The following is a 20,052-nucleotide window of genomic DNA, read 5'->3' as shown; positions in this document are numbered from 1 at the left end:
AGGAGACCTTCATGTAGTGGAACATAGGGCTCATAACCATTCCAGTTAACCATTAATAGATCACGATCTTTACTCCGGCATTCCTCAGTGCCTCTTCGAGCTGCCTCGTCGGCCCCTTTTTCCCAGTGACTTTACTTTCACTAAAATGCCACTCCACGAACTTCACTGGCGACGATGGATCCTTCAGCAGTTCGATATCACGTTTTAGTTCCTGCTTTTCCCGTGCTCCGTATGACGTGCGTCCCACCTTTGACTCAATTGCCTTTCCGCCTGGCGTAAAAATGTCGATAACCCGACGCCCACTGGCTGCGCTAAGCGAATACTCTCGCTTCGAACCAGGATATCTCACTGCTATTCTATCAGATGCAGCATTTCCTGCTGCTCTATTCCGAGTTACCTGCGCCTCCTTTTTGATGAATCTATTGATCAATGGGCACTTGACTAGCGCCTTTTTGAGGGGGCCCCAGGCCTTTTCGAGGCCTTTTTGGCTCCAGCGGGCTATTTGTGGGGGGATGATGGGTTTGATGGCGCGGAAGGCTCCGCCGAAGGCGGGGCCTGCGAGGCCCCAGGCGGCGCCCGTTCCGAAGTCGTTGAGGGCGTCGTAGCCGCCGTAGCCGCCGTTGCTCGTGCCCCAGCCGTACATGAGGTTGCCGGCTCCGCCGGCGAGGGCGTAGCCGCCGAGGCGCAGGATCGTGCGGGCGGAGGAGCTGAAGCCTCCGCCGAACGCGCCGGCGAGGGCGCCGCTCCCCGCGGCCCAGGCCGCGTCCTTGCTCCACCAGTCGCCCGTGCTCAGCCCGTGGGCCGCGTAGCTGAGTCCGCCACCGACGATCGCGCCGATGCCGACTCTCGCGAGGAACCCGAACTCTCCGCTCGGGTCGGTGACGACGGCCGGGTTGTTGTAGCCGTAGTGGTAGGTGTTGGTGAACGGCGTACCGGCGGCGGCCTTGACCGGGTCGGTGGCGGTGAAGGCGCCGGTGGCCGGGTTGTAGTCGCGGGCGCGGACGTCGTACAGGCCGGTGACGCCGTCGAGGTACTGCCCGTGGAAACGCAGCGGGTTGGCGGTGTAGGTGCCGGTCGTCGCGATCGGGGAGCCGAACGGGTCCTGCTCGCCGGAACCGACGAGGGCCAGGCCGCCGCCCTGCTTCGCGGCGGCATCGGTGATCGATCCCTGGTAGTCGTCGAGCAGCCAGGTCGGTGGAGCGTTGGCCGGGGCGTCGGTCAGGGCGGTGCCGAGCGAGCTGACCGGGTCTTCCCACCACTGGTGGGTGACGGTGCCGTTGGCATCGGTTTCGGCGATGCGTGTGGCCAGATCCCCGAGGCCGTCCCATTGCCAGCCTGCGTCCCTTACGCCGTTGATGGCGCGGCTGGTGCGGTTGCCGTTCTCGTCGTAGGCGTAGGTGACGTTGCGTCCGTCCTCGAGCGTGACCTGTTGCAGGTTGGCGTCGAGGCCGTAGACGAAGTTCCTGGTGGCGGTACCTGTCTGCTGGGACCGCAGGTTCCCGTTGTCGTCGTAGGTGTAGCGGGTGGTGGCTGGACCGCCTTCGGTGGCGCTGTCCTGGATGGGCCGGTCGTCCGGATCGAAGGTGGTGTAGGTGCTCGTGGTTCCGCCGCCGGCACTGGCCGGTTTACGGGTCGTCAGGCTGGTGCGGTTGCCGCTGGGGTCGTAGCCGTAGGCCGTGTAACCGGAGTCGCCGGTGCACTGGCCGCCGATCGCCTGGCAGTACTTGGTGAGGCGCCCGTCATCGTCGTAGTCGTAGGTCGAGGTCGTGGCGGTGGCGCCGCGTGTGGTGGTGACGGTCGAGGGAAAGCCGCGTTCGTTCCAGGCGATCTTGTGGGAGACGAGCGGGGTGTCGCCCTGGACGTGGCGTAGGTCGGTCAGACGTCCCGCGCGGTCGTAGGTGCGGTCGGTGGTGGGCCCGTCCTGGCGGGTCGTGGTCTTGAGCGCGCCGGCCGGATCGTAGGTGTAGTCGACCTTGAGGGGCGTGGCGCCGGTCAGGGTGGTGGAAGCGACGCGGCCGTCCGTGTCATAGGTGTAGGACTGCGCCCGGTTTCCCGGAAGTGTGCGTTTGACCAGCTTGCCGTTCGCATCCCAGTCGTAGACGAACAGCTCGCCGTCCCGGGCGAGTTTGGTGACGCGTCCGTCGCCGTCGTAGGAGACCTTGGTGGTTTTCGCACCGGACGGGCCGTTCTGCGTGATCTCGACCGGGCGGCTCGCCGCGTCGTACCGGTACGCCAGGTCGGGGCTGCCGTCGTCGTAGTCGACGGAGGTCGGGCGGCCGACGCTGTCGTAGCCGTACTTGATCTGCCCTGTCGGCAACCTCTTCGAGGTGAGGCGACCGGCGGGGTCGTAGTCGTAGGTGGTGGTGCGGTCGCCCGGCGTCGTCTCGGTCTTGAGCCGGCCGGCGTCGTCGTAGGTCAGTTTGGTGATGCCACCGCGGGGGTTCTTGAGCTGGGTGAGCTGGCTGCCCTTGTCGTAGGTGTAGGTGGTGACCGCCCCGGTGGGGGTGGTGACGGACTGGACGTTGCCGAGCGCGTCGTGGGCGAAGGTCGTGGCGTGGCCCGCGGCGTCGGTCGTCTTGACCTCCTGGCCGGCCGGGTCGTACTCGGTGCCCACGCTGTGGCCGAGCGGGTCGGTGACCTTGGTGCGTTGGCCGCCGGCATCGTAGGTGAAGACGGTCCGGTAGTCGTTCGGATCGGCGCCGGCGACGTTCCCGCGCGGGTCGACGGTGGCGAGGAGTTGCCCGTCGTCGTCGTACTCGTGCGTGGTGACGGCGCCACCGCCGGTCTCGGTCCTGCGGAGCTGGCCGGCCTTGTCGTAGGTGTTGGTGACGGAGAGGCCGCCTCCGGTACGGGTCTTCTCCCGGCCGAGAGGGTCGTAGGTGATCGTGGTCTCGGCACCGTCGGGCGCGACGGTCTTGGTGATCTGCCCGTTGTCGTCGTAGCTGTTCCTGGTCTGCGCGCCGTCGGGACCGGTGGCGGTGACCGGCTGGTTTCGCAGGTCGTAGGTTGTGGCGCTGACCAGGTACTTGGCGGGGTCGTTCGGGTCGACCCGCCGGGTCTGGATGGCGTTGTCGGCCGCGTCGTAGATGTAGGTGGTCGTGTCGCGGCGCTTCTCCTCGGCCGAGGCTCCCTCGGCGTTGCCGATCGGGCCGGTGACCGACACGAGCTTGCCCTCGTCGTCGAAGACGTAGGTGGTCCTGCCGCCGTCCGGGCCGACGGTGGCGCTCTTGCGGCCTGCTCCGTCGTATTCGTAGCGCGTGACACGGCCGAGCGGGTCGGTTTCGGTCAGCGGGTCGCCGTTGTCGTTGTAGGTGAACTTGGTGATGCCGCCATCCGGCGCCTTGGCCTCGGTCAGCTGTCCGGCGCCGTCATAGGTGCTGGTGGTGACGCGCCCGAGCGGGTCGGTTTCGGTCAGTTCCCGGCCCGCGAGGTCGTAGGTCCACCTGGTGGTGTACTTGGCGGGGTCGGCACCGCTGACGTTGCCGAGGGGGGATGTCTCGGTGAGTTTGTTGTGGGCGTCGTCGTAGGTCCAGGTGGTGACTTTTCCGCCGGGGCTGGTCTGCTTCACCAGGTCGCCCGCGCCGTTGTAGTCGAAGGTGGTGGTGCGGTCCAGGGGGTCGGTGGACGTCTTCACCTGCCCGGCGGCGGTATAGGTGAGCTTGGTGGTGCCGCCGTCCGGGTTGGTCGTGGTGGCCAGCCGTCCCCGGTCGTCGTAGTCGTAGGTGGTCTTGTTGCCGAGCGCGTCGGTGTGGCTGGTGACCCTGTTACCGGAGTCGTAGGTCCATTCCTCAAACGGCGGGGACTCGTCGTCCGGCTCCGCGGGAAGGGTGCGCTTCAGCAGGTTCCCGCGCTCGTCATAGGTGGATTTGGTCAGCGCCTGGTTCGGATCGTTCTCGGCGATGACCTCGTTGTTGGCGCCGTAGTAGGTGTTGGACGTCCGGCCGTCTGCTCCCACCTGGGAGACCAGGACGTTGTTCTGGTAAATGTCCTGGCGGGTGGTTCCGTCGGGGAAGGTGACGGTGGCGGTCTCACTTTCGGCGTCCCAGGCGAAATTCGTCGTCGCGCCGGAGGCGTCCTTCTGGGACGTGACCCGCTTGGTGGCTGGATCGTAGGTCGTCCGGGCGGTGGTGCGGCCGAGCGCGTCGGTGATGCCGTTGACGAAACCGGTCGACGGGTCGTAGGAGAAGGTGGTCGTGGCACCGGTGACGTCGGTGAAGCTGGTCAGCCGCGCTTTGCCGGCGGATTCGGTGTACCCGTAGGAGATGGATCGGCCGTGGCCGTCGGAGACCTTGATGATCTTCCCGGCGGCGGCGCCATCGGTGCCCCAGCCGACGGTGAAGGTCTGCCCGAGGTGGTCGGTGAGGGTGGACAGGCGCCCACCGGAGTAGACCAGAGCGACCCCGTGGCCCTGGTCGTCGAAATCGTGCGTGAGTTGGCCGCCGGAGTTGAACCGGAGGATGTCACCGTCGAGATTCTTCAACTGCCAGCCGTCGGCCAGTTCGGTGAGTGTGGCGGTGATGGCGGGGTCGATGGCCTTGTAACGGCCGCTGTCGTCCTTGGCGAACTGCGACTGACCGCCGGTGCCGTTGCGGTAGGTGACGACCTCACTGGTCACGCCATCATGGGTGACCGTGCCCTTCGCGATACTCGCGTTGTAGGCGAAGGTCCAGCCGGGTGACAGTGGGCCGTCGGTCCCGTCGAGGCTGTTGTAGGTCCGGGTCCACCCGAGGCTCTTGCCCAACCCGTCGACTTCGAGGTCGTCGAAGTGCTCCATCAGCGCGCCGGTCGCGGTGTTGACCGGGTCCGCGGCCAGGCGGGTGTTGACCATGCCCGAGCCGTCCCAGCAGGAGCACCCCCATGTCTGCTGGAGCTTCTGCGGGTGCGGGCCGCCGTAACCGGTCAGGCTGATGGAGCGCAGGAAGACACTGCTGCCGGAGAAGGTCTTGTCGGCGACGATGCCGCGCCCGCCGGTGTAGTCCATGGTCTCGTTGTGCGCCCAGTCGGCGATGGGGTCGCCGTTCTGCTCCAGGTGCTTGAACTTGGAGCCGTCCCAGCCGAACTGGTAGATCCGCTTCCGGTCCTTGTAGTAGGGGTTGAACGGCTCGGTCTCGGAGTTCACCTGCTTGAGCAGGTGATTGTTATGGAAGACGTTGTTCGGGCCGGACGAGCCCGACCACTTGACGGCCTTCTTCCCGGCGGCCCACCAGATGGGATACCACTGCGAGTCGTCGGGATCGGACCCGCCTTCGTCACCGCAGTTGGAAGTGCAGTTGGCCGGCCGATGGGCATAGGGAACCGAAACCTCGTTGAGCTCGAAGAGGTTGTTGCGCTCGTAGCCGCCGTGCAGGTTCAGGTCCGAGTCGAAGCTGTTGCCGATCGCGACGTTGCCCGCCGCGGACCACTGGAAGGTGAAGTGACGCAGGTTCCGCGTGGTGTTGCCGGCGTAGAGCGAGTCCCAGACGCGGGAGCCGCGGAAGTACCCGTTGCCGCCCTTGCCCTTGTTCCAGGCGCCGTCCAACCGGTTGTCGACGATCGAGAGGTTCGCGGCCTCCTCGGTGACGATCGGGTGGGACCCGGTCATGTCCGAGCGGACACCCTCGACCCAGGAGTTGGCGGCCCACTTGAACACGATGCCGTGCATGGCCGCGTCCGGCGCCATGTTGCCGTAGTTGTTCCTCGCCTTCTCCTTGTCCAGGCCCGGCATGTCCTGGGTGAAGGCGAAGTTCTCGAACCCGACGTTGGTGACCAGGTCGACGATCGGGGAGACCTTGGAGTCGAAGACCTTGCCGTCGATGGGGTCGGAACCGTCGGCGGTGGAGTTGATCGGAACGTCGAACTCCAGCGGCTTGTCCAGGGTCAGGGTGCGCGCCAAGGGGTCGCCGGCGGTCACCATCATCATCTGCTGCCGCATGTGCAGGTTGTCCAGCTGGTGTTCCGTGGGGAGCGCCTTCATCTCCTCGTAGAACTTCTTGCTGTTGGCGACCCGGACGTTGACCATGCCGCCGACCTTGAAGGTGTCGAACACGGTGATCGGCGAGTTCGGGTCGAGCTGGATGACCTTGTCGCCCTTGCGGGCGGCATAACCGGTATCGCCGGCCTTCGATCCGAGCTTCACGCCCGCGCGCCAGTGCACGTTGACGCTGCCCTCGTACAGGTCCTTGCGGTTGGCCGGGGCGTTGTCATAGGCGGTCTGGTACTCGGGGGCCACCTTCCGGGACTGCACGCGGAACAGGCCGCGGCCTGGCCAGATCCACCCGCCGCTGGCGTTCTCCTCGCCTGTCATGGCGTCGAGATCCCAGCGGCTGCCGTCTTTGGTGATCTTGTCGTAGCGGGTGTTCTCGTCCGGCCGGAAGACGATCTTCGTTCCCGTGTTCCCGGTTCCCTGGCCGCGGATCCGCAGATAGTCGGCGTCCACCGAGATCTGCCGGGTGACGTTCAACGTGCCCTTGGGGAGCTGGATGATGGACATCTTCAACTGCGAACCCGTGGGCGAGCAGTTCTTCTTGATGTCGTCGATGGCGCGCTGGAGCCCGGAGGTGTCATTGCCTCCGTCGTCGGGGACGACGTGGTAGTCGTTCTCCAGTTCGGTGGCGGTGATGCGGCACTGATCCTCGTCCCGCAGGTACTGCGAGGAGTCCGGCAGCACGCTGCCGCCGCCGTATCCGACCTTCGACCAGTCGTAGAGGCCCTGGACCTTGTTGCGCCTGTTGTCGACCGTGGTCCACAACCGCTTCAGTGCCGGCCCCGGCGCGACGCTGATCTTCGCCGGCACCGCTTCCGGCAGCTCCGGCGGGTCCCCGGGCTTGCCCACCGTGAAGTTGGCAACGACCTCCAGCGCGAGACCCTGGCCGCTCGTCCATCGGGCTTTGAGCTTGTGCGCACCCTCCGCCGCGTTCACCTGCCATTCGTACGGCGCCGAGGTGTCCTTGCCCGCGTAGGAGTCGTCCACGAGGAACGTCACGCCGGCGGCATCGACCGTGTCGGCCTGGGCGAGGGTCGCGGTGAACGGTGCCGGGAGCGTCGCCCCGTCGAGCGCGGCGTTGTTGGCCTGCAGATACGGGTTGGCCGAGGAGGTGACGGTGAAGGTGGCCGACGTCTCGGTCTGCACCCCTGCGTCGTTCTTCCATCGGGCCTTGAGCTTGTGCGCCCCGGCGCCGGTGACGACGGTGTACTCGTATGGCGCGGAGGTGGCCTTTCCCGCGTAGGAGTCGTCCACCAGGAATGTCACGCCGCCGGCGTCGACCGGGCCGGTTCCCTCGACCACGGCCCTGAACGGCGACGTGACCGAGGCCCCATCGAGTTTCGCCCCGTTCACCTTCAGGACCGGCGTGTTCGTGTCACTGACGGTGAAATTCGCCACCGTCTCCACGGTCTTCCCCGCTGAATCGATCCAGCGCGCCTTCAACTTGTGCGCCGTGGCGTCGGCGATGGTCCATTCGTACGGAGCGGCGGTGTCCTTGCCGGCGTAGGAGTCGTTGACCAGGAACGTCACGCCCGCGCTGCTCACCGTTCCCGGGTCCAGCACCGTGGCCGTGAACGGTGCCGGTAGCGTCTTCCCGTCCAGCGCCGAGCCGTTGACCGCGAGTTGCGGCCCTTCGGCCCAAGCGGCATTCAACTCGGCGGGGATCGTCAGCAGAACGGCCAGTAGCACCGACAGTGCCGCAGCGAGCGTACGACGGAAGGCCACCAGGGCACCCTTCGGCCAGACGAGCGCGCGAGACGCTCGTCATCCAGTTTTCAAGCGGGGGGTGAGGTCCTTCCGCTCAGAAAGGACCGTCGTCAAGACAACGGGTCTGCGGTCACCCGGGCGAGGCGAGGAGAAGGGATGGTGACTGCGAGGTCGCTGAGTCGTTCACACCATGCCCCTCGGTGTAGCCCTGCTTCGTCCCCACCCCGGCCTCCGCTCCATGATCGGCCCGAGGTCAAGGATCAGCAGTTGCGTTCCGTCGTACAAGGGGTCATTGAGAGCCCAATGCACGAAAAGGGACATCTCGGTACATAAGCCAAGATATTTAGCTCATTCGGGCATTCTGCGGAGGAGGGGGAGACGGTTCCGCGAGTCAGCGAACCACCGCGAAGAACGCCCGGCTCAAGGCCGTGACCAACGCCGATGGCACCGGCTCGGCGACCGAGGCGGGCCCGTCAAGGCCCCGGGCGGCGAGATCGGTCAGCAGCGCCGTCCATGCCTCCACCGAGTCGGCGGCTCCTGGGGACAGGCCGAGGAAGGACGGGTCTCCATCGCCCGACACTCCCCCGACCGCGAGAACGGGACCACCGTCGACAACGTCCGACACGGCCAGACGCCCAGGAACGAACCGCAGTGAACCGAGGTCCATCCCCTCCAGCCGACGACGTCCCCACGCCTCGCAGTCAACGACCATGCGATGGCTGACTCCCTGGAGCAGCACCGTGGAGGCCACGGCGGCGGGCAGCCCGAACGCGCGGACGAGCGCTTCGTGCACCTCCGTGGCGTCGAGGCGTCTGACATGCGAGGTGACGAACAACCGGATCAGCGGTTCGACGTCGATCGTCTGCATCCCGTAGATCCGCGAGACGAAGCCGCCCTGGCCGCCCCGCAACCGCGGCCACCACAGGCGCACCGGGCCGGCGGTCGTCTTGATGACGACGACGCGGTGACCGCTCCGCACGACGGGAGCCACGCCGGCACGCCCGACCGTGCGCTGCTGGCCGGTGTGCCGGCCCAACTGAAGTGTGACCTCGGCGTCGAGCGCCATCTGGAGCAGCACTTGGGCCCCTAGCCGGCCCAGTTCAGGAATCACTTCGACCTCTGTTTGACTCTTGTCAAACAGAGAGTCAATACCCTCGCGCAACCGGGTTATCGGACGGGCCTTCATCGAACACTCCCAGGCGACGTGTGGACATCGGCCACGAAGCGGCAATGGGACCCGAGACCAGATCCGCGGGTGGACAGTAGCCGACGGTGACTGAAAGATCAACTACTGGTGCGGCAGACGGTCGGGTGGAAACCTCCGGGAGCGCTGCCGCGCCCGGCGAGGGGCCGGGCCGGGGGCGGCTGGGCGGCGGGCGAGGGCGCGGCCGTTGGTCAGGGGCCCTCGCCGAGCGCGGGGAGCAGGGGACCGCGCCCGCCTCGTCGTGGAGCCTTCCTGCCGGCCGCGCCCTCCGCCGGGTGGTGGGTCAGTGGGCGGCCTCGTACTGTTCGATCACGGTCGCGGGGATGCGGCCGCGGTCGTTGACCTTGATGCCGGCGGACCGGGCCCATTCGCGGATCTCGGCGCTGCGCTCGCGGTTGCCGGCCCCGCGGCCGGCACCTCTGCGGGTTCCGACAGCGCGGGCCCGACGGGCATTGTCCTTGTAGGGCGCGAACGCCTTGCGTAGTTTGGCCGCGTTTTTCTTGTTCAGATCAATTTCATACGACCGGCCGTCGAGGGCGAAGGAGACGGTTTCCTCCGCCGCCCCGCCGTCGAGGTCGTCAACCAGGAGAACCTGGACCTTCTGCGCCATGAGCAACTTCCTCCCACTCGGTTTCTCAGTTCGAGAGTAGCCGATGATAGGCGAGCTTTCCCATTTGCAACAGCCTTACGCCGATGAACGGGCGGAGTTCAGTTAGCACAGTTCCTCGGGCGGGCGTCCGCGAAGCAGCCGATATGCCCGGAAAGCCCGGCCACCGGGACGGGTGCGGGGCTCTGACGAGGGCGTTCAGGTGCGGGAGAACTCCAGCCGCAGATTGTCCTTCTCGCTCAGCACCATCACCGTGCCGCCAGGGGCCCAGCGGTCGGAGACCAGAAAATAATGGCCTCCGGCATGGGCGAGCAGGCGCAGGCCGCCATACCGGTAGCCGTAGGCGGCGTTCTTGCCCGGAAGCTCGGTCTCGGTCACCCCGGGGGCGGCCAGGAACAAACGCTTTGGGCTGTAGACGGTGACCTCGTTCTGCCGGTGAATGCCCATGACGAGCCTGTCGGCGAGGGCATTGCCTTGCAGGGTCGCGTAGTTGGAGGTGCCCCAGAAGAGCATCACGACGACGGCCACCGCGACGAAAGCGTGGAGCAGTGACTCCTTGTCTGCGGGCGAAGTCCCGCGCAACTGCGTCCCGTAGAAAGTGAGCAGCAGCCCCGCGCCGATACTGAGCGGCCAGCCGACGTAGGCGACCTCCCGCCCGCCGTCGAAGGCGAACGCGCGGGCCGTGAACCCGAGCGCGTAGACCGCGAGCGGGAGCGCGAGCCAGGCCACCGCGAGGAACCTGAGCGTGCGGCGGACGAGGCGGTCCTCCGGCCCCCGGTCGCGGACCCTCGGGGCGAGCACGCGGTCGGCCTGGAGCCACCCGAGCCCGCAGACGGCGACGAGCAGCAGCAGGACCAGCGCCGGGCGCACGCTCCGCAGCAGGTAGTCGCGCACGGACTGGCCGAGGACGCTCTCCTCGATCCCCACCCGGTCGGCCATGACGTAGTTGCGCTGCCAGCCGAAGTACACCAGCAGCGCCGTCAGCACGGACACGTTGGCGATCAGCCCGGCGAGCCAGCGCAGCACGCCCGGCCCGACCCCCGCCTGCTCGGACGGGGGCTCGGGGGCCTCCTCCGTCAACTCGGCTCCGCCGACGGGGACGGCTCGCCCGTGACCGGCGGCGACTCGCCGGTGGGCGGGTCGTCGGGGCTGGCCTCGGGCGAGGGCGAGTCCGACTTCTCCGACCCGGGCTGGACGGCCGGGCAGTCGGCGAACGAGGACGGCGGCCGGTGCCGCAGCACGCTCCCCGCCACCGTGTAGAGCTGGCACTGGAACCAGTTGTCGTTGTATCCGGGCCACTCGTAGGTGTCGAAGATGTTCGACGCCGTCGTCCGCTCGCCCTTGCACAGGGCGATCCCGACCCGCAGGAGCGTCTTGTCGCCCTCGTCGCTGAGGGTGCCGCCGCTCTCGCTGTAGGAGTCGAGCTCCGACTGGGCCGCGCCGCAGTCGCCCGCCCGGATCGACAGGTAGATCGTGCCGAACGCGACCGTGAGGCCGGGGTCGCCGTCCGGGAGGCTCCAGGGGTACTCCTTCCCGCCGGAGCCGGACCCCTGCCCGGAGCCCCCGCCCGCGCTCCCCTGGCCGGTGCCGGGCGCGCCGACCCCGGAGGGCCCGCGGGCGGGCGTCGCCGGTTTCGTCTCGGGGCTCTCGACGGCCCCGCAGCCGAGGGCGAGCGACAGGGCGCCCGCGACGGCGCCGATCCGGAGAAATCTCATGGCCACCGCCCCGCGTAATCCGTATACCGGAGAGTAGTTCGTCCGACACGCCCGTGGCCGCGATGGCCGGAGCGGGACGCCGGGATGGCCGAACCGGGCCACGACGACCACCTTGGCGGGATAGCTTCCGTCGGGCGGGATATTGGCCACCATGCCCTGAGAGAAGCGATATGGACACCCGAGACATCCCCGACGACGTCCCGACCTCCGCCCGCGTATACGGGTGGGCGCTCGGCGGTAAGGACAACTACCAGGTCGATCGGGAATTCGCGCTGAGGACGGCGCCCGCCTTTCCCGAGAGCATCGACATCACCCGGCAGAACCGCCTGTTCCTGTACCGGGTCGTCCGCCACCTGGTGGTGGAGGCGGGCATCCGGCAGTTCCTCGACATGGGCTGCGGGCTCCCGACGGACGCCAACGTCCACCAGGTCGCGCAGCAGTTCACGCCGGACGCGCGCGTCGTCTACGTCGACATCGATCCCATCGTCCTCGCGCACGCCCGGGCGCTGCTGGCCGGGGACGGCTCGACCGTCGTGATCACCGCCGACTTCCGCGACCAGGAGGCCGTGCTCGGCCATCCGGAGGTCGGCCGCCTGATCGACTTCGACGAGCCGCTCGCGGTGCTGTTCCTGTCGGTCGCCCACCACCTGGTGGACGCCGACGACCCGCGCCGCGTCCTGCGGACGGTGCTGGAGCGCGCCGCGCCCGGCAGCCACCTGGCGTTCTCGGAGATCGTCTGCTCCGACCCCGCCCGCGCCGCCGACCTCGACGCCCGGATGGCCGCGGCCGGGATCCCGTGGCAGACCCGCACCCGCGCCGAGGTCGACGCCCTCCTGGATGGCCTGGAGCCGGTCGAGCCCGGCCTGGTCAACGTGGTCCACTGGCGGCCCGACCCGGGCCAGCCGCCGCTGGCGCCCGTCCCCAAGGAGCTGGCCGCCTTCGCGGGCGCGTCCAGGATGGGACGGGACTTCTGCGAGTACGGCGGCCTCCTCCGCCGGCCCTGACGCGGCCCGGACACGCCCCCGGCGCCGCCCTGCGGTCGGCGGAGGTGCTGCGCGGCGCGTGCCGTCGGCGACACTAAGCTGCACGTGAGGGGCGGGACGGTCGCGGACGGAGGTGGGCAGTTGGGGCGACGCCATGGTTCCCCGCTGACGATCCTGCCCTTCGCGATGATGGCGCTCGTCGCCGCCGTCGACCTGTCCGCCGGGCCGGGCGTGGGGTACCTGCCGCTGCTGTCGCTCGGGCCCGCGTTCGCGAGCCTGGCCGGGGGCGTACGCCGGACGGCGTGGGTGGGCCTGTTCGCGATCGCGCTGTGCGCGGGCCTGGCGCGGCACGACGAGATCATCGGCACCCGCGCGGGCGACGCGACGTTCATCTCGGTCGTCGGGGTCACGGCCGCCGGGATGCTCGCCGCCGCCTACCGGGAGCGCAACGAGCGCGAGCTGGCCGACGTGCGCACGATCGCGGAGGTGGCGCAGCGGGTGCTGCTGCGGCCGATGCCGCGCCGGGTGGGGCCGGTCCGCGCGGCGGTCCGCTACCTGTCGGCGTCCGCCCGGGCGCGGATCGGCGGGGACCTGTACGAGGTGGTGATGACCTCACGGGGCGTGCGGGTGATCGTCGGCGACGTCCAGGGCAAGGGGCTGGACGCGGTGGAGACCGCGGCGGTGGTGCTCGGCGCCTTCCGCGAGGCCGCCTACGACGAGCCGGGGCTGCCCGAGGTCGCCGACCGGATCGAGCGGGCGCTGGCGCGGCAGCTCACCAGCGAGCAGTTCGTCACCGGCGTGCTCGCCGAACTCGACTCCGGCGGACGGCTCACGCTGCTCAACCGCGGCCATCCGCCGCCGCTGCTCGTCCGCGCCGGTCACCCGGTGCGGCCGCTCGACCCGCCGGAGCCGGCGCCGCCGCTCGGCCTGTCCGGGCTCGTCGAGGAGGCCGCCGCGCCCTTCTCGGTGGGGTTCGCGCCCGGCGACCAGGTGCTGTTCTACACCGACGGGGTCGTGGAGGCGCGCAACGACCGGGGCGTCTTCTACCCGCTGGCCGAGCGCGCCGACCTGCTCGTCGGCGCCGATCCCGAAACGGCGCTCGACGCGCTCCAGGCGGATCTGCTCCGGTACGCGGGCAAGCCGCTCGATGACGACGCCGCGATGCTGATGCTGACGACGGAACCGTCCATCACCGCCTGAGCGCGGGTGCCCCGGCGAAGGTGAATCCGGCCCGTCCCCGGGGCCTTTTCGACGCGTACTGAAAGCGCGCTGAAATTCCGATCATTGACTCAACCCGGCGCCCGTCATGATCCTTGGGACCGGCACGACAAGCCCCCCGCCACGTGCCACGGCAAGCGCGCGCATGCCGACCGCTCCGCCCCCCGCCAAGGAGTAGCCCCATGCCGCGTCGAAGCATGCTCACGTGTGCCGCGCTAGCCACCCTCACGGTGGCTCCGGTGGTCGTCCCCACCGCCGGAGCCACCGCCCCCGCCGCCGCGATGCCCCCGGGACCCCCGGCGCCCGCCGCGTCCCCCAGCCCGGACGCGCCGAAGTCCGGAACCGTCACCGAGGCCCGGCCGTTCGCCCGCACCCCCGGGAGCGAGAAGGCCGCGCGCGCCTTCCGCGAACTGCACGGCCTGCGCGTACGGCGCGCACAGCTCCACCATTTCTGGGGAGTCGAGCCGACCGCCGCGAGCCACGACGGAATGATGGCGACGCAGAGCGTCGACACGTCCTACCGGGTGTCCAACAGCGCCGACTTCACCTACACGCCCACCATCAAGGCGGCCGGGTCCTGCATGGAGGTCACGACCGTCTATTCCCAGGCCGTCGGGAACGAGATCTGGGCGTGGGACTGGTGCGGCGGCAACGGGCCCGCCAAAGAGATCAAGATGGACGCCGCGTTCCTCCAGACCTACACGCAGGTCGTGAACGGCCATCCCGCCTACAACATCCAGCTCGTCAAGACGGGCACGAGCGGGAACGCGTGGTCGGCGTACCTCTACAACTACAAGACCAGCAGCTGGAGCCTGTTCTACAGCAAGTCGGGAAGCGACACGAGCCAGCTCACCTACGGCTGGAACATCTTCGAGGTGTACGCCAGCCGCGACGCTTCCACCGGGAACGCCTACTACTGCAACGAGGCCAAGAACGTCGTCTTCGAGAGCAGTTCCATCCAGCTCCGGCAGAACGGCGCGTGGCGTCCCGCGGGCGCGTCCGACTCCCCGTGGCAGCCCACCGCCGAACCGAACCCGCGCGACTACTGGTGCCCGACGCTCAAGTTCGTGCGCGCGGGCTCCAACGACCACTGGATCGTCCGCCAGTAGCCACGGCCGCAGAGGCGCGACCAGCCATAGTTCACGGATTTGTTAGGAAGGTGTCCTGACCGGCGCGGATACGTGCGGTAGGTGAAGGGACGGCTACGCACGGGCCCCCCGGGACGAGCCGGCGGCGTGAAGAGATCGTAAGCTGAAGGCCATGCCCGACGGTCGTCCCCCCTGCGCGTGCGTGATCTGCCACGACCACGGCGACCGCGACCGGCTCGACAACTTCCGGCTCCGCACGATCGTGCACATCACCCAGTACGGGTGGAGCGTCGTCCTCGTCCAGCCGGAGGGCGACGTCCCCGGCTGGGCGTACACGATCGGGCTGTGGCACAGCCACCGCTCCCCCGAGCTCGCGATGTTCGGCGGCGACGTGTACGAGACGGAGGAGACGCTCAACGCCCTCGGCCGGCGCGTCGCCGAGGGCGCGGAGCCGTCCAACGGCGAGCGGCGCGACGACGTCGTCCGGGGGCGCCCGGCGGCGTTCCGGGCCGTCGACACCCGCTGGTACGACGCGCTGTTCTCCGGCGCGGTCTCGTTCTACCGGCGGCCCCCGCTGCCGTTCCTCCAGGTCGTCTGGCCCAACGCGGAGGGCCTGTACCCCTGGCAGCCGGGGACCGAGCTGGAGTTCCGGCACACGCAGCCGTGGCTGTGGCTCGCGCCGTCGCAGCACTCCCAGGGCGTCTGGACCGGCCGCCTGCGCGCCACGGGGCGCTGACCGGCCGTTTCGGGACGCGCACGCCGTAGGATCGGCGGGGTGTTCGGGCCGATCGCCGAGACCATCACGACGCCGCGTCTCGTCCTGGAGCCGCTGGCCGTCCACCACGCGGACGAGATGGCCCCGGTGCTGGACGACCCGCGCCTGCACCGCTACATCGGCGGCGAGCCGCTGACCGTCGAGGAGCTGCGCGCGCGGTACGCGCACCTGGTGGCGGGCCCGGCGCCGTTCCACCAGGAGGGCTGGCTCAACTGGGTCGTGCGCCGCCGCCGGGACGGGCAGGCCGTGGGCTACGTCCAGGCGACCGTGGCGCCCGCGCGGCCCGGCTACACCGTGGCGCCCCCGGCGGACGGCTCGACCGTCACACCGTCGGACGCCCGCAACGCCGCGTCGGTCGCGTGGGTCATCGGCATGCCCTACCAGGGGTTCGGCTTCGCGACGGAGGCGGCGCGGGCGCTGGTCGGGTGGCTGCGCGCGCACGGCGCCGCCGAGATCGTCGCGTCGATCCATCCGGACAACGCCGCGTCCCGCGCGGTGGCGGCGCGGCTCGGGCTGCGGCCGACCGCCGAGACCGACGACGACGAGATCGTGTGGCGCCTGCCCTATGGAGTGTCGCCGCGCGGGTAGGGCGGGTACGTCAGAATCGACCGGCGACGCCGATGGGCGAGGGGGGCGGATGGACGAGGCCGCGGAGGTTTGGCCCGGGGACGCGTACCCGCTGGGCGCCACCTGGGACGGTGCGGGGACGAACTTCGCGCTGTTCTCCGAGGTGGCGGAGCGGGTGGAGTTGTGCTTGTTCGACGCAGGTGGCGCCGAGACGCGGCGCGACCTGCCGGAGGTGGACGGGCTCGTCTGGCACGGGTACCTGCCGGGCGTCGGCCCGGGGCAGCGGTACGGGTACCGGGTGCACGGCCCGTACGAGCCCGCGGAGGGGCACCGCTGCAACCCGGCGAAGCTGCTGCTCGACCCCTACGGCAAGGCCGTGGACGGTGCGCTGCGCTGGCACGAGTCGCTGTTCTCCTACCGCTTCGCCGACCCGGCGGCGCTGAACGAGGACGACAGCGCCCCCTACATGCCGAAGAACGTCGTGGTGAACCCGTTCTTCGACTGGGGCGACGACCGGCCGCCGCGCACCCCCTACCACGAGAGCGTCATCTACGAGGCGCACGTCAAGGGCCTGACGAAGCTGCATCCGGAGATCCCGGAGCAGCTGCGCGGCACCTACGCGGGCCTCGCGCACCCGGTGATGATCGAGCACCTGCTCGGGCTCGGCGTCACGGCCGTCGAGCTGATGCCCGTGCACCAGTCGGTGCCCGAGCACGCGCTGGTGGCGCGGGGCCTCGGCAACTACTGGGGCTACAACACGATCGGGTTCCTCGCGCCGCACAACGGCTACGCCTCGGCCGGGAGCGGCGGGGAGCAGGTGGCGGAGTTCAAGGCGATGGTCCGCGCGCTGCACGCGGCGGGGATCGAGGTGATCCTGGACGTCGTCTACAACCACACCGCCGAGGGCGACCACCTCGGCCCGACGCTGTCGTTCCGGGGCATCGACAACGCCTCCTACTACCGGCTGCGCGACGACGACCGGCGCTACCACCTCGACTACACCGGCTGCGGCAACTCGCTGCACGTCCGGAACCCGCACGCGCTCCAGCTCATCATGGACTCGCTGCGCTACTGGATCCTGGAGATGCACGTGGACGGGTTCCGCTTCGACCTGGCCTCGGCGCTGGCGCGGGAGTTGCACGACGTCGACCGGCTGTCGACGTTCTTCGACCTCGTCCAGCAGGACCCGGTCGTCTCGCAGGTCAAGCTGATCGCCGAGCCGTGGGACGTGGGCGAGGGCGGCTACCAGGTCGGCAACTTCCCGCCGCTGTGGACGGAGTGGAACGGCAAGTACCGCGACACCGTCCGCGACTTCTGGCGCGGCTCGTACGCGACGATGCCGGAGTTCGCGTCCCGGCTGACCGGCTCCTCGGACCTGTACGAGCACAGCGCGCGGCGGCCGTTCGCGTCCATCAACTTCGTGACCTGCCACGACGGGTTCACGCTCGCCGACCTCGTCGGCTACGACCACAAGCACAACGAGGCCAACGGCGAGGAGAACCGGGACGGCACCGACGACAACCGGTCCTGGAACTGCGGGGTCGAGGGCCCCACCCGCGACCCGGCCGTGCTGGAGCTGCGGGCGCGGCAGCGGCGCAACCTCCTCGCGACGCTGTTCCTGTCGCAGGGCGTGCCGATGCTCTCGCACGGCGACGAGATGGGCCGCACGCAGCAGGGCAACAACAACGCCTACTGCCAGGACAACGAGCTCGCCTGGGTGCACTGGGACGACCCCGGCGACATGGAGTTCGTGCGGACGCTGTCGCTGCTGCGCCGCGACCACCCGGTGTTCCGGCGGCGCCGGTTCTTCACCGGGACGGGCACCGGCGCCGCCGCCGACATCGCCTGGCTGACCCCGGCGGGCGAGGAGATGACCGACCACGACTGGCAGGCGGGGTTCGCCAAGTCGCTCGGCGTGCTCCTCAACGGCGACGCGATCACCGAGCCCGACCCGCGCGGCCGCCGCGTCCGCGACGACTCCTTCCTGCTGCTGGTCAACGCGGGCCCGGACGCGGTCGGGTTCACGCTGCCCGGCGGCGAGTACGGCGAGCGCTGGGAGTTCGTCCTGGACACGGCCGAGCCGGACGCGCCGGGCGAGCGGCCGAACGCCAAGGCCCGCGACGACCTGCGCGTCCTTGGGCGCTCCCTGCTCGTCCTGCGGCGCCTCGACTGAACCCCCCTCATCCCGCTCGGATCATCTGGCGTGGACGATGACGGTGAGGAACACCAGCACGACGGTCACGGCGGCGACCGCCCCGTGCGCGGCGACGGCGGCGGCCGGGAACGCCTGCTCGGCGCCGCGCGCGTGGCGTCCGCCGCGTCCGACGAGCCAGCGGGTGAACAGCATGAACCCCTGGAAGGCGACCACGAGCAGCGCGGCGAACGCGGACCAGGCGCACCAGGCGGCGCCGGTGAACAGGTAGGCGATCCAGACGGCGAGCCCGGCCAGGGCGACCGTGGGGTGCCCCACGAGGACCAGGATCGGGAACCGGGTGACCTTCGTCGACCGCCCGCCGTTGGCCATCCAGACGACCAGCAGGTAGCCCCCCACCGTCGCCGCGAGCACCCACGCCGTGAGTGCGGCGAACTCCACGTCCGCTCCCTTCGGTGCGGTTCTCGTCCCCGTGGCCCGCGGTCACAGTGTGACGCGGCGGGCACTCCCCCATGACTGATTCGTACAGATTGCCGCACCCGCCGTCACGTCGCCGGTCAGTGAGATGACGGGCCGGGCGGTAACTTGTGACCCCTATGGACACCTTGGACAGCACCCCGAAGACTCCCTCGGACACCGTGCGCACGCTGTCGCCGCTGCCCGGTCCGGCCGATTTCGCCGAGTACTACGCCCCGCCCGAGCAGGGCCGCCACCTGCGCGCGAACATGGTGGCCAGCCTGGACGGCGCGGCGCAGCTCGCCGGGCTCGCCGGCGGCCTCGGCAACCCCGCCGACCGGTTCCTGTTCTCGCTGCTGCGCGGGTTCGCGGACGTGGTGATCGTCGGCGCCGGGACGGTGCGGGCCGAGGGCTACGGCCCGGTCCCTCCCGACGAGAGCTGGGAGGGGCTGCGCGAGGGCCTGCCCCCCGTCCCGCCGCTGGCGATCGTCACCCGCACCCTCGACCTGGACTTCGACGCGCCCGTGTTCACCGAGGCGGTGGCGCCGACGATCGTGCTGGCGCCCGGCGGCGCCCCGCCGGAGCGGCTGCGGGCGGCCCGCGAGCACGCCGAGGTGATCACGGCCGGGGAGGCCACGCTCGACTTCGCCGCCGCCGTCGCGGAACTGGAGGCGCGCGGGCACCGGCGGATGCTGTGCGAGGGCGGGCCCTCGGTCCTGTCGGGGTTCGTGGCGGCCGGGCTGCTCGACGAGCTGTGCCTCACGCTGAGCCCGCTGCTGCTGGCGGGCGCCGCGAAGCGGATCCTGAACGGGCCGCCGCTGCCTGACCCGGACGAGCTGGAGTTGGCGCACGCCCTCCAGGACGACGGCTTCCTCTTCCTGCGCTACACCCGCAGCAGGTAGCGGACGAACAGCACGCCCTCGTCCAGGTAGAGGGCGGCGGGTTCGAGCGGGACCTCCGCGGCCAGGCCGCCGAGGAGGCGGGTGTGGCGGGGGCCGCCGAGCAGGACCGGCGCGATGTTCAGGCACAGCTCGTCGACGAGCGACGCGCGGACCAGCGCCGTGGACAGCGCGGGCCCGCCCTCGCAGAGCAGGCGCTCGTGGCCGAGGTCCTCGCGCAGCGCGCGGATCGCGGCGGGCAGGTCGATCTCGTCCTCGCCCGCCGCGACGACCCCGATCCCGGACGGGACGCCGGACCGCGCGCGCTCCGTCGTCACGACGATCGTCGGCGTCTCGGCCTCGGTGAACAGGGGAAGCGACCAGTCCAGGTCCAGGGAGCGGCTCACCACGACGATGGGGGCGGGCGGACCGCCCCGGCGCGCGCGCAGGTCGGGACGGAGCCGCGCCGGGCCGAGCCGTCCCGTCCGGACCGTTCCGGCGCCGACGAGGATCGCGTCGGCCAGGGCCCGCAGCGTCCGGAAGACGCGGAAGTCGGCCGCGCCGCCGAGGCCGTCCGTCCAGCCCTCGGCGTCGGTGGCCGAGCCGTCCGCGCTCACGACCATGCCGACCCGCAGGCCGGGGGCGTCGCCGTAGGCGTCGTAGGGATCGACGCTGGCGGCGGGCTCTGGGTGCAGGCGGCGCATGCGCGCCAGCGTAGCCAATGACCGTTTCCGGCCCCC

General features: G+C 69.9%; 14 protein-coding genes. 7 read left to right on the top strand and 7 right to left on the bottom strand.

The window, feature by feature from the left end:
• Positions 1–52: 52 nt before the first annotated feature.
• The 5 genes from K2F47_RS41440 to K2F47_RS22025 all read right to left on the bottom strand — a co-directional run bounded on the left by K2F47_RS41440 (position 53) and on the right by K2F47_RS22025 (position 11,195).
• A complete protein-coding gene (locus K2F47_RS41440) occupies positions 53–7,687 on the bottom strand; it encodes an RHS repeat-associated core domain-containing protein (RefSeq protein ID WP_242906710.1) in 7,635 nt (2,544 codons plus the stop codon).
• A 373-nt stretch (positions 7,688–8,060) separates the two neighbouring features.
• Positions 8,061–8,855: a transposase gene (locus K2F47_RS22040; RefSeq protein ID WP_242906708.1), complete on the bottom strand. Its 795-nt coding sequence runs from the start codon at positions 8,853–8,855 to the stop codon at positions 8,061–8,063.
• A gap of 301 nt (positions 8,856–9,156) precedes the next feature.
• On the bottom strand, positions 9,157–9,483 hold the full coding sequence (locus K2F47_RS22035) for a histone-like nucleoid-structuring protein Lsr2 (protein WP_242906707.1): 327 nt from the start codon (positions 9,481–9,483) through the stop codon (positions 9,157–9,159).
• A 195-nt stretch (positions 9,484–9,678) separates the two neighbouring features.
• Complete coding sequence (locus tag K2F47_RS22030; RefSeq protein WP_242906706.1) at positions 9,679–10,560, bottom strand: hypothetical protein; 882 nt, start codon at positions 10,558–10,560, stop codon at positions 9,679–9,681.
• Positions 10,557–11,195, bottom strand: coding sequence for a hypothetical protein (locus K2F47_RS22025; protein WP_242906704.1), 639 nt, complete (start codon positions 11,193–11,195; stop codon positions 10,557–10,559). Before K2F47_RS22025 ends, K2F47_RS22030 begins: the two co-directional genes overlap by 4 nt.
• 170 nt (positions 11,196–11,365) lie before the next feature.
• Between K2F47_RS22025 and K2F47_RS22020 the strand changes: the two genes are divergently transcribed.
• The 6 genes from K2F47_RS22020 to glgX all read left to right on the top strand — a co-directional run bounded on the left by K2F47_RS22020 (position 11,366) and on the right by glgX (position 17,999).
• On the top strand, positions 11,366–12,199 hold the full coding sequence (locus K2F47_RS22020; protein WP_242906702.1) for an SAM-dependent methyltransferase: 834 nt from the start codon (positions 11,366–11,368) through the stop codon (positions 12,197–12,199).
• A gap of 120 nt (positions 12,200–12,319) precedes the next feature.
• Positions 12,320–13,378, top strand: a complete 1,059-nt coding sequence (locus K2F47_RS22015; RefSeq protein WP_242906700.1) for a PP2C family protein-serine/threonine phosphatase — start codon at positions 12,320–12,322, stop codon at positions 13,376–13,378.
• Positions 13,379–13,578: 200 nt separating this feature from the next.
• A complete protein-coding gene (locus K2F47_RS22010; protein ID WP_242906699.1) occupies positions 13,579–14,505 on the top strand; it encodes a hypothetical protein in 927 nt (308 codons plus the stop codon).
• Positions 14,506–14,656: 151 nt separating this feature from the next.
• The gene (locus K2F47_RS22005) at positions 14,657–15,220 is read left to right on the top strand and encodes a DUF4262 domain-containing protein (protein ID WP_242906698.1); all 564 of its coding nucleotides are present in this window, start codon (positions 14,657–14,659) and stop codon (positions 15,218–15,220) included.
• 39 nt (positions 15,221–15,259) lie between these two features.
• Entirely contained in the window at positions 15,260–15,847 is a 588-nt protein-coding gene (locus K2F47_RS22000; RefSeq protein WP_242906697.1) for a GNAT family N-acetyltransferase, read from the top strand.
• A 49-nt stretch (positions 15,848–15,896) separates the two neighbouring features.
• Entirely contained in the window at positions 15,897–17,999 is a 2,103-nt protein-coding gene (gene glgX, locus K2F47_RS21995) for a glycogen debranching protein GlgX (RefSeq protein WP_242906695.1), read from the top strand.
• A 21-nt stretch (positions 18,000–18,020) separates the two neighbouring features.
• Here glgX and K2F47_RS21990 read toward each other — a convergent pair whose 3' ends face one another.
• Positions 18,021–18,419 (bottom strand): hypothetical protein, encoded by a 399-nt coding sequence (locus K2F47_RS21990; protein WP_242906693.1) that lies wholly within the window; start codon positions 18,417–18,419, stop codon positions 18,021–18,023.
• A gap of 155 nt (positions 18,420–18,574) precedes the next feature.
• Here K2F47_RS21990 and K2F47_RS21985 point away from each other — a divergent pair, with 155 nt between their 5' ends.
• Positions 18,575–19,336: a pyrimidine reductase family protein gene (locus K2F47_RS21985; protein ID WP_242906691.1), complete on the top strand. Its 762-nt coding sequence runs from the start codon at positions 18,575–18,577 to the stop codon at positions 19,334–19,336.
• Here the strand turns inward: K2F47_RS21985 and K2F47_RS21980 are convergent.
• Positions 19,318–20,016, bottom strand: a complete 699-nt coding sequence (locus K2F47_RS21980) for a dihydrofolate reductase family protein (protein WP_242906689.1) — start codon at positions 20,014–20,016, stop codon at positions 19,318–19,320. The genes K2F47_RS21985 and K2F47_RS21980 overlap by 19 nt on opposite strands.
• Positions 20,017–20,052: the final 36 nt, after the last annotated feature.

This window comes from Actinomadura terrae (assembly GCF_022751215.1).
Classification (GTDB): Bacteria; Actinomycetota; Actinomycetes; order Streptosporangiales; family Streptosporangiaceae; genus Spirillospora; species Spirillospora terrae.
The sequence above is the reverse complement of the archived record's forward strand: the minus strand, read 5'-3'. Positions and strand labels throughout refer to the sequence as shown.

What these genes read in the sequence shown, in the direction of transcription:
- K2F47_RS22025 (WP_242906704.1), bottom strand. Translation starts at nt 11,195, where the DNA reads ATGAGATTTCTCCGGATCGGCGCCGTCGCGGGCGCCCTGTCGCTCGCC.
- K2F47_RS22040 (WP_242906708.1), bottom strand. Translation starts at nt 8,855, where the DNA reads ATGAAGGCCCGTCCGATAACCCGGTTGCGCGAGGGTATTGACTCTCTG.
- K2F47_RS21985 (WP_242906691.1), top strand. Translation starts at nt 18,575, where the DNA reads ATGGACACCTTGGACAGCACCCCGAAGACTCCCTCGGACACCGTGCGC.
- K2F47_RS22010 (WP_242906699.1), top strand. Translation starts at nt 13,579, where the DNA reads ATGCCGCGTCGAAGCATGCTCACGTGTGCCGCGCTAGCCACCCTCACG.
- K2F47_RS22020 (WP_242906702.1), top strand. Translation starts at nt 11,366, where the DNA reads ATGGACACCCGAGACATCCCCGACGACGTCCCGACCTCCGCCCGCGTA.
- glgX (WP_242906695.1), top strand. Translation starts at nt 15,897, where the DNA reads ATGGACGAGGCCGCGGAGGTTTGGCCCGGGGACGCGTACCCGCTGGGC.
- K2F47_RS22035 (WP_242906707.1), bottom strand. Translation starts at nt 9,483, where the DNA reads ATGGCGCAGAAGGTCCAGGTTCTCCTGGTTGACGACCTCGACGGCGGG.
- K2F47_RS22005 (WP_242906698.1), top strand. Translation starts at nt 14,657, where the DNA reads ATGCCCGACGGTCGTCCCCCCTGCGCGTGCGTGATCTGCCACGACCAC.
- K2F47_RS21980 (WP_242906689.1), bottom strand. Translation starts at nt 20,016, where the DNA reads ATGCGCCGCCTGCACCCAGAGCCCGCCGCCAGCGTCGATCCCTACGAC.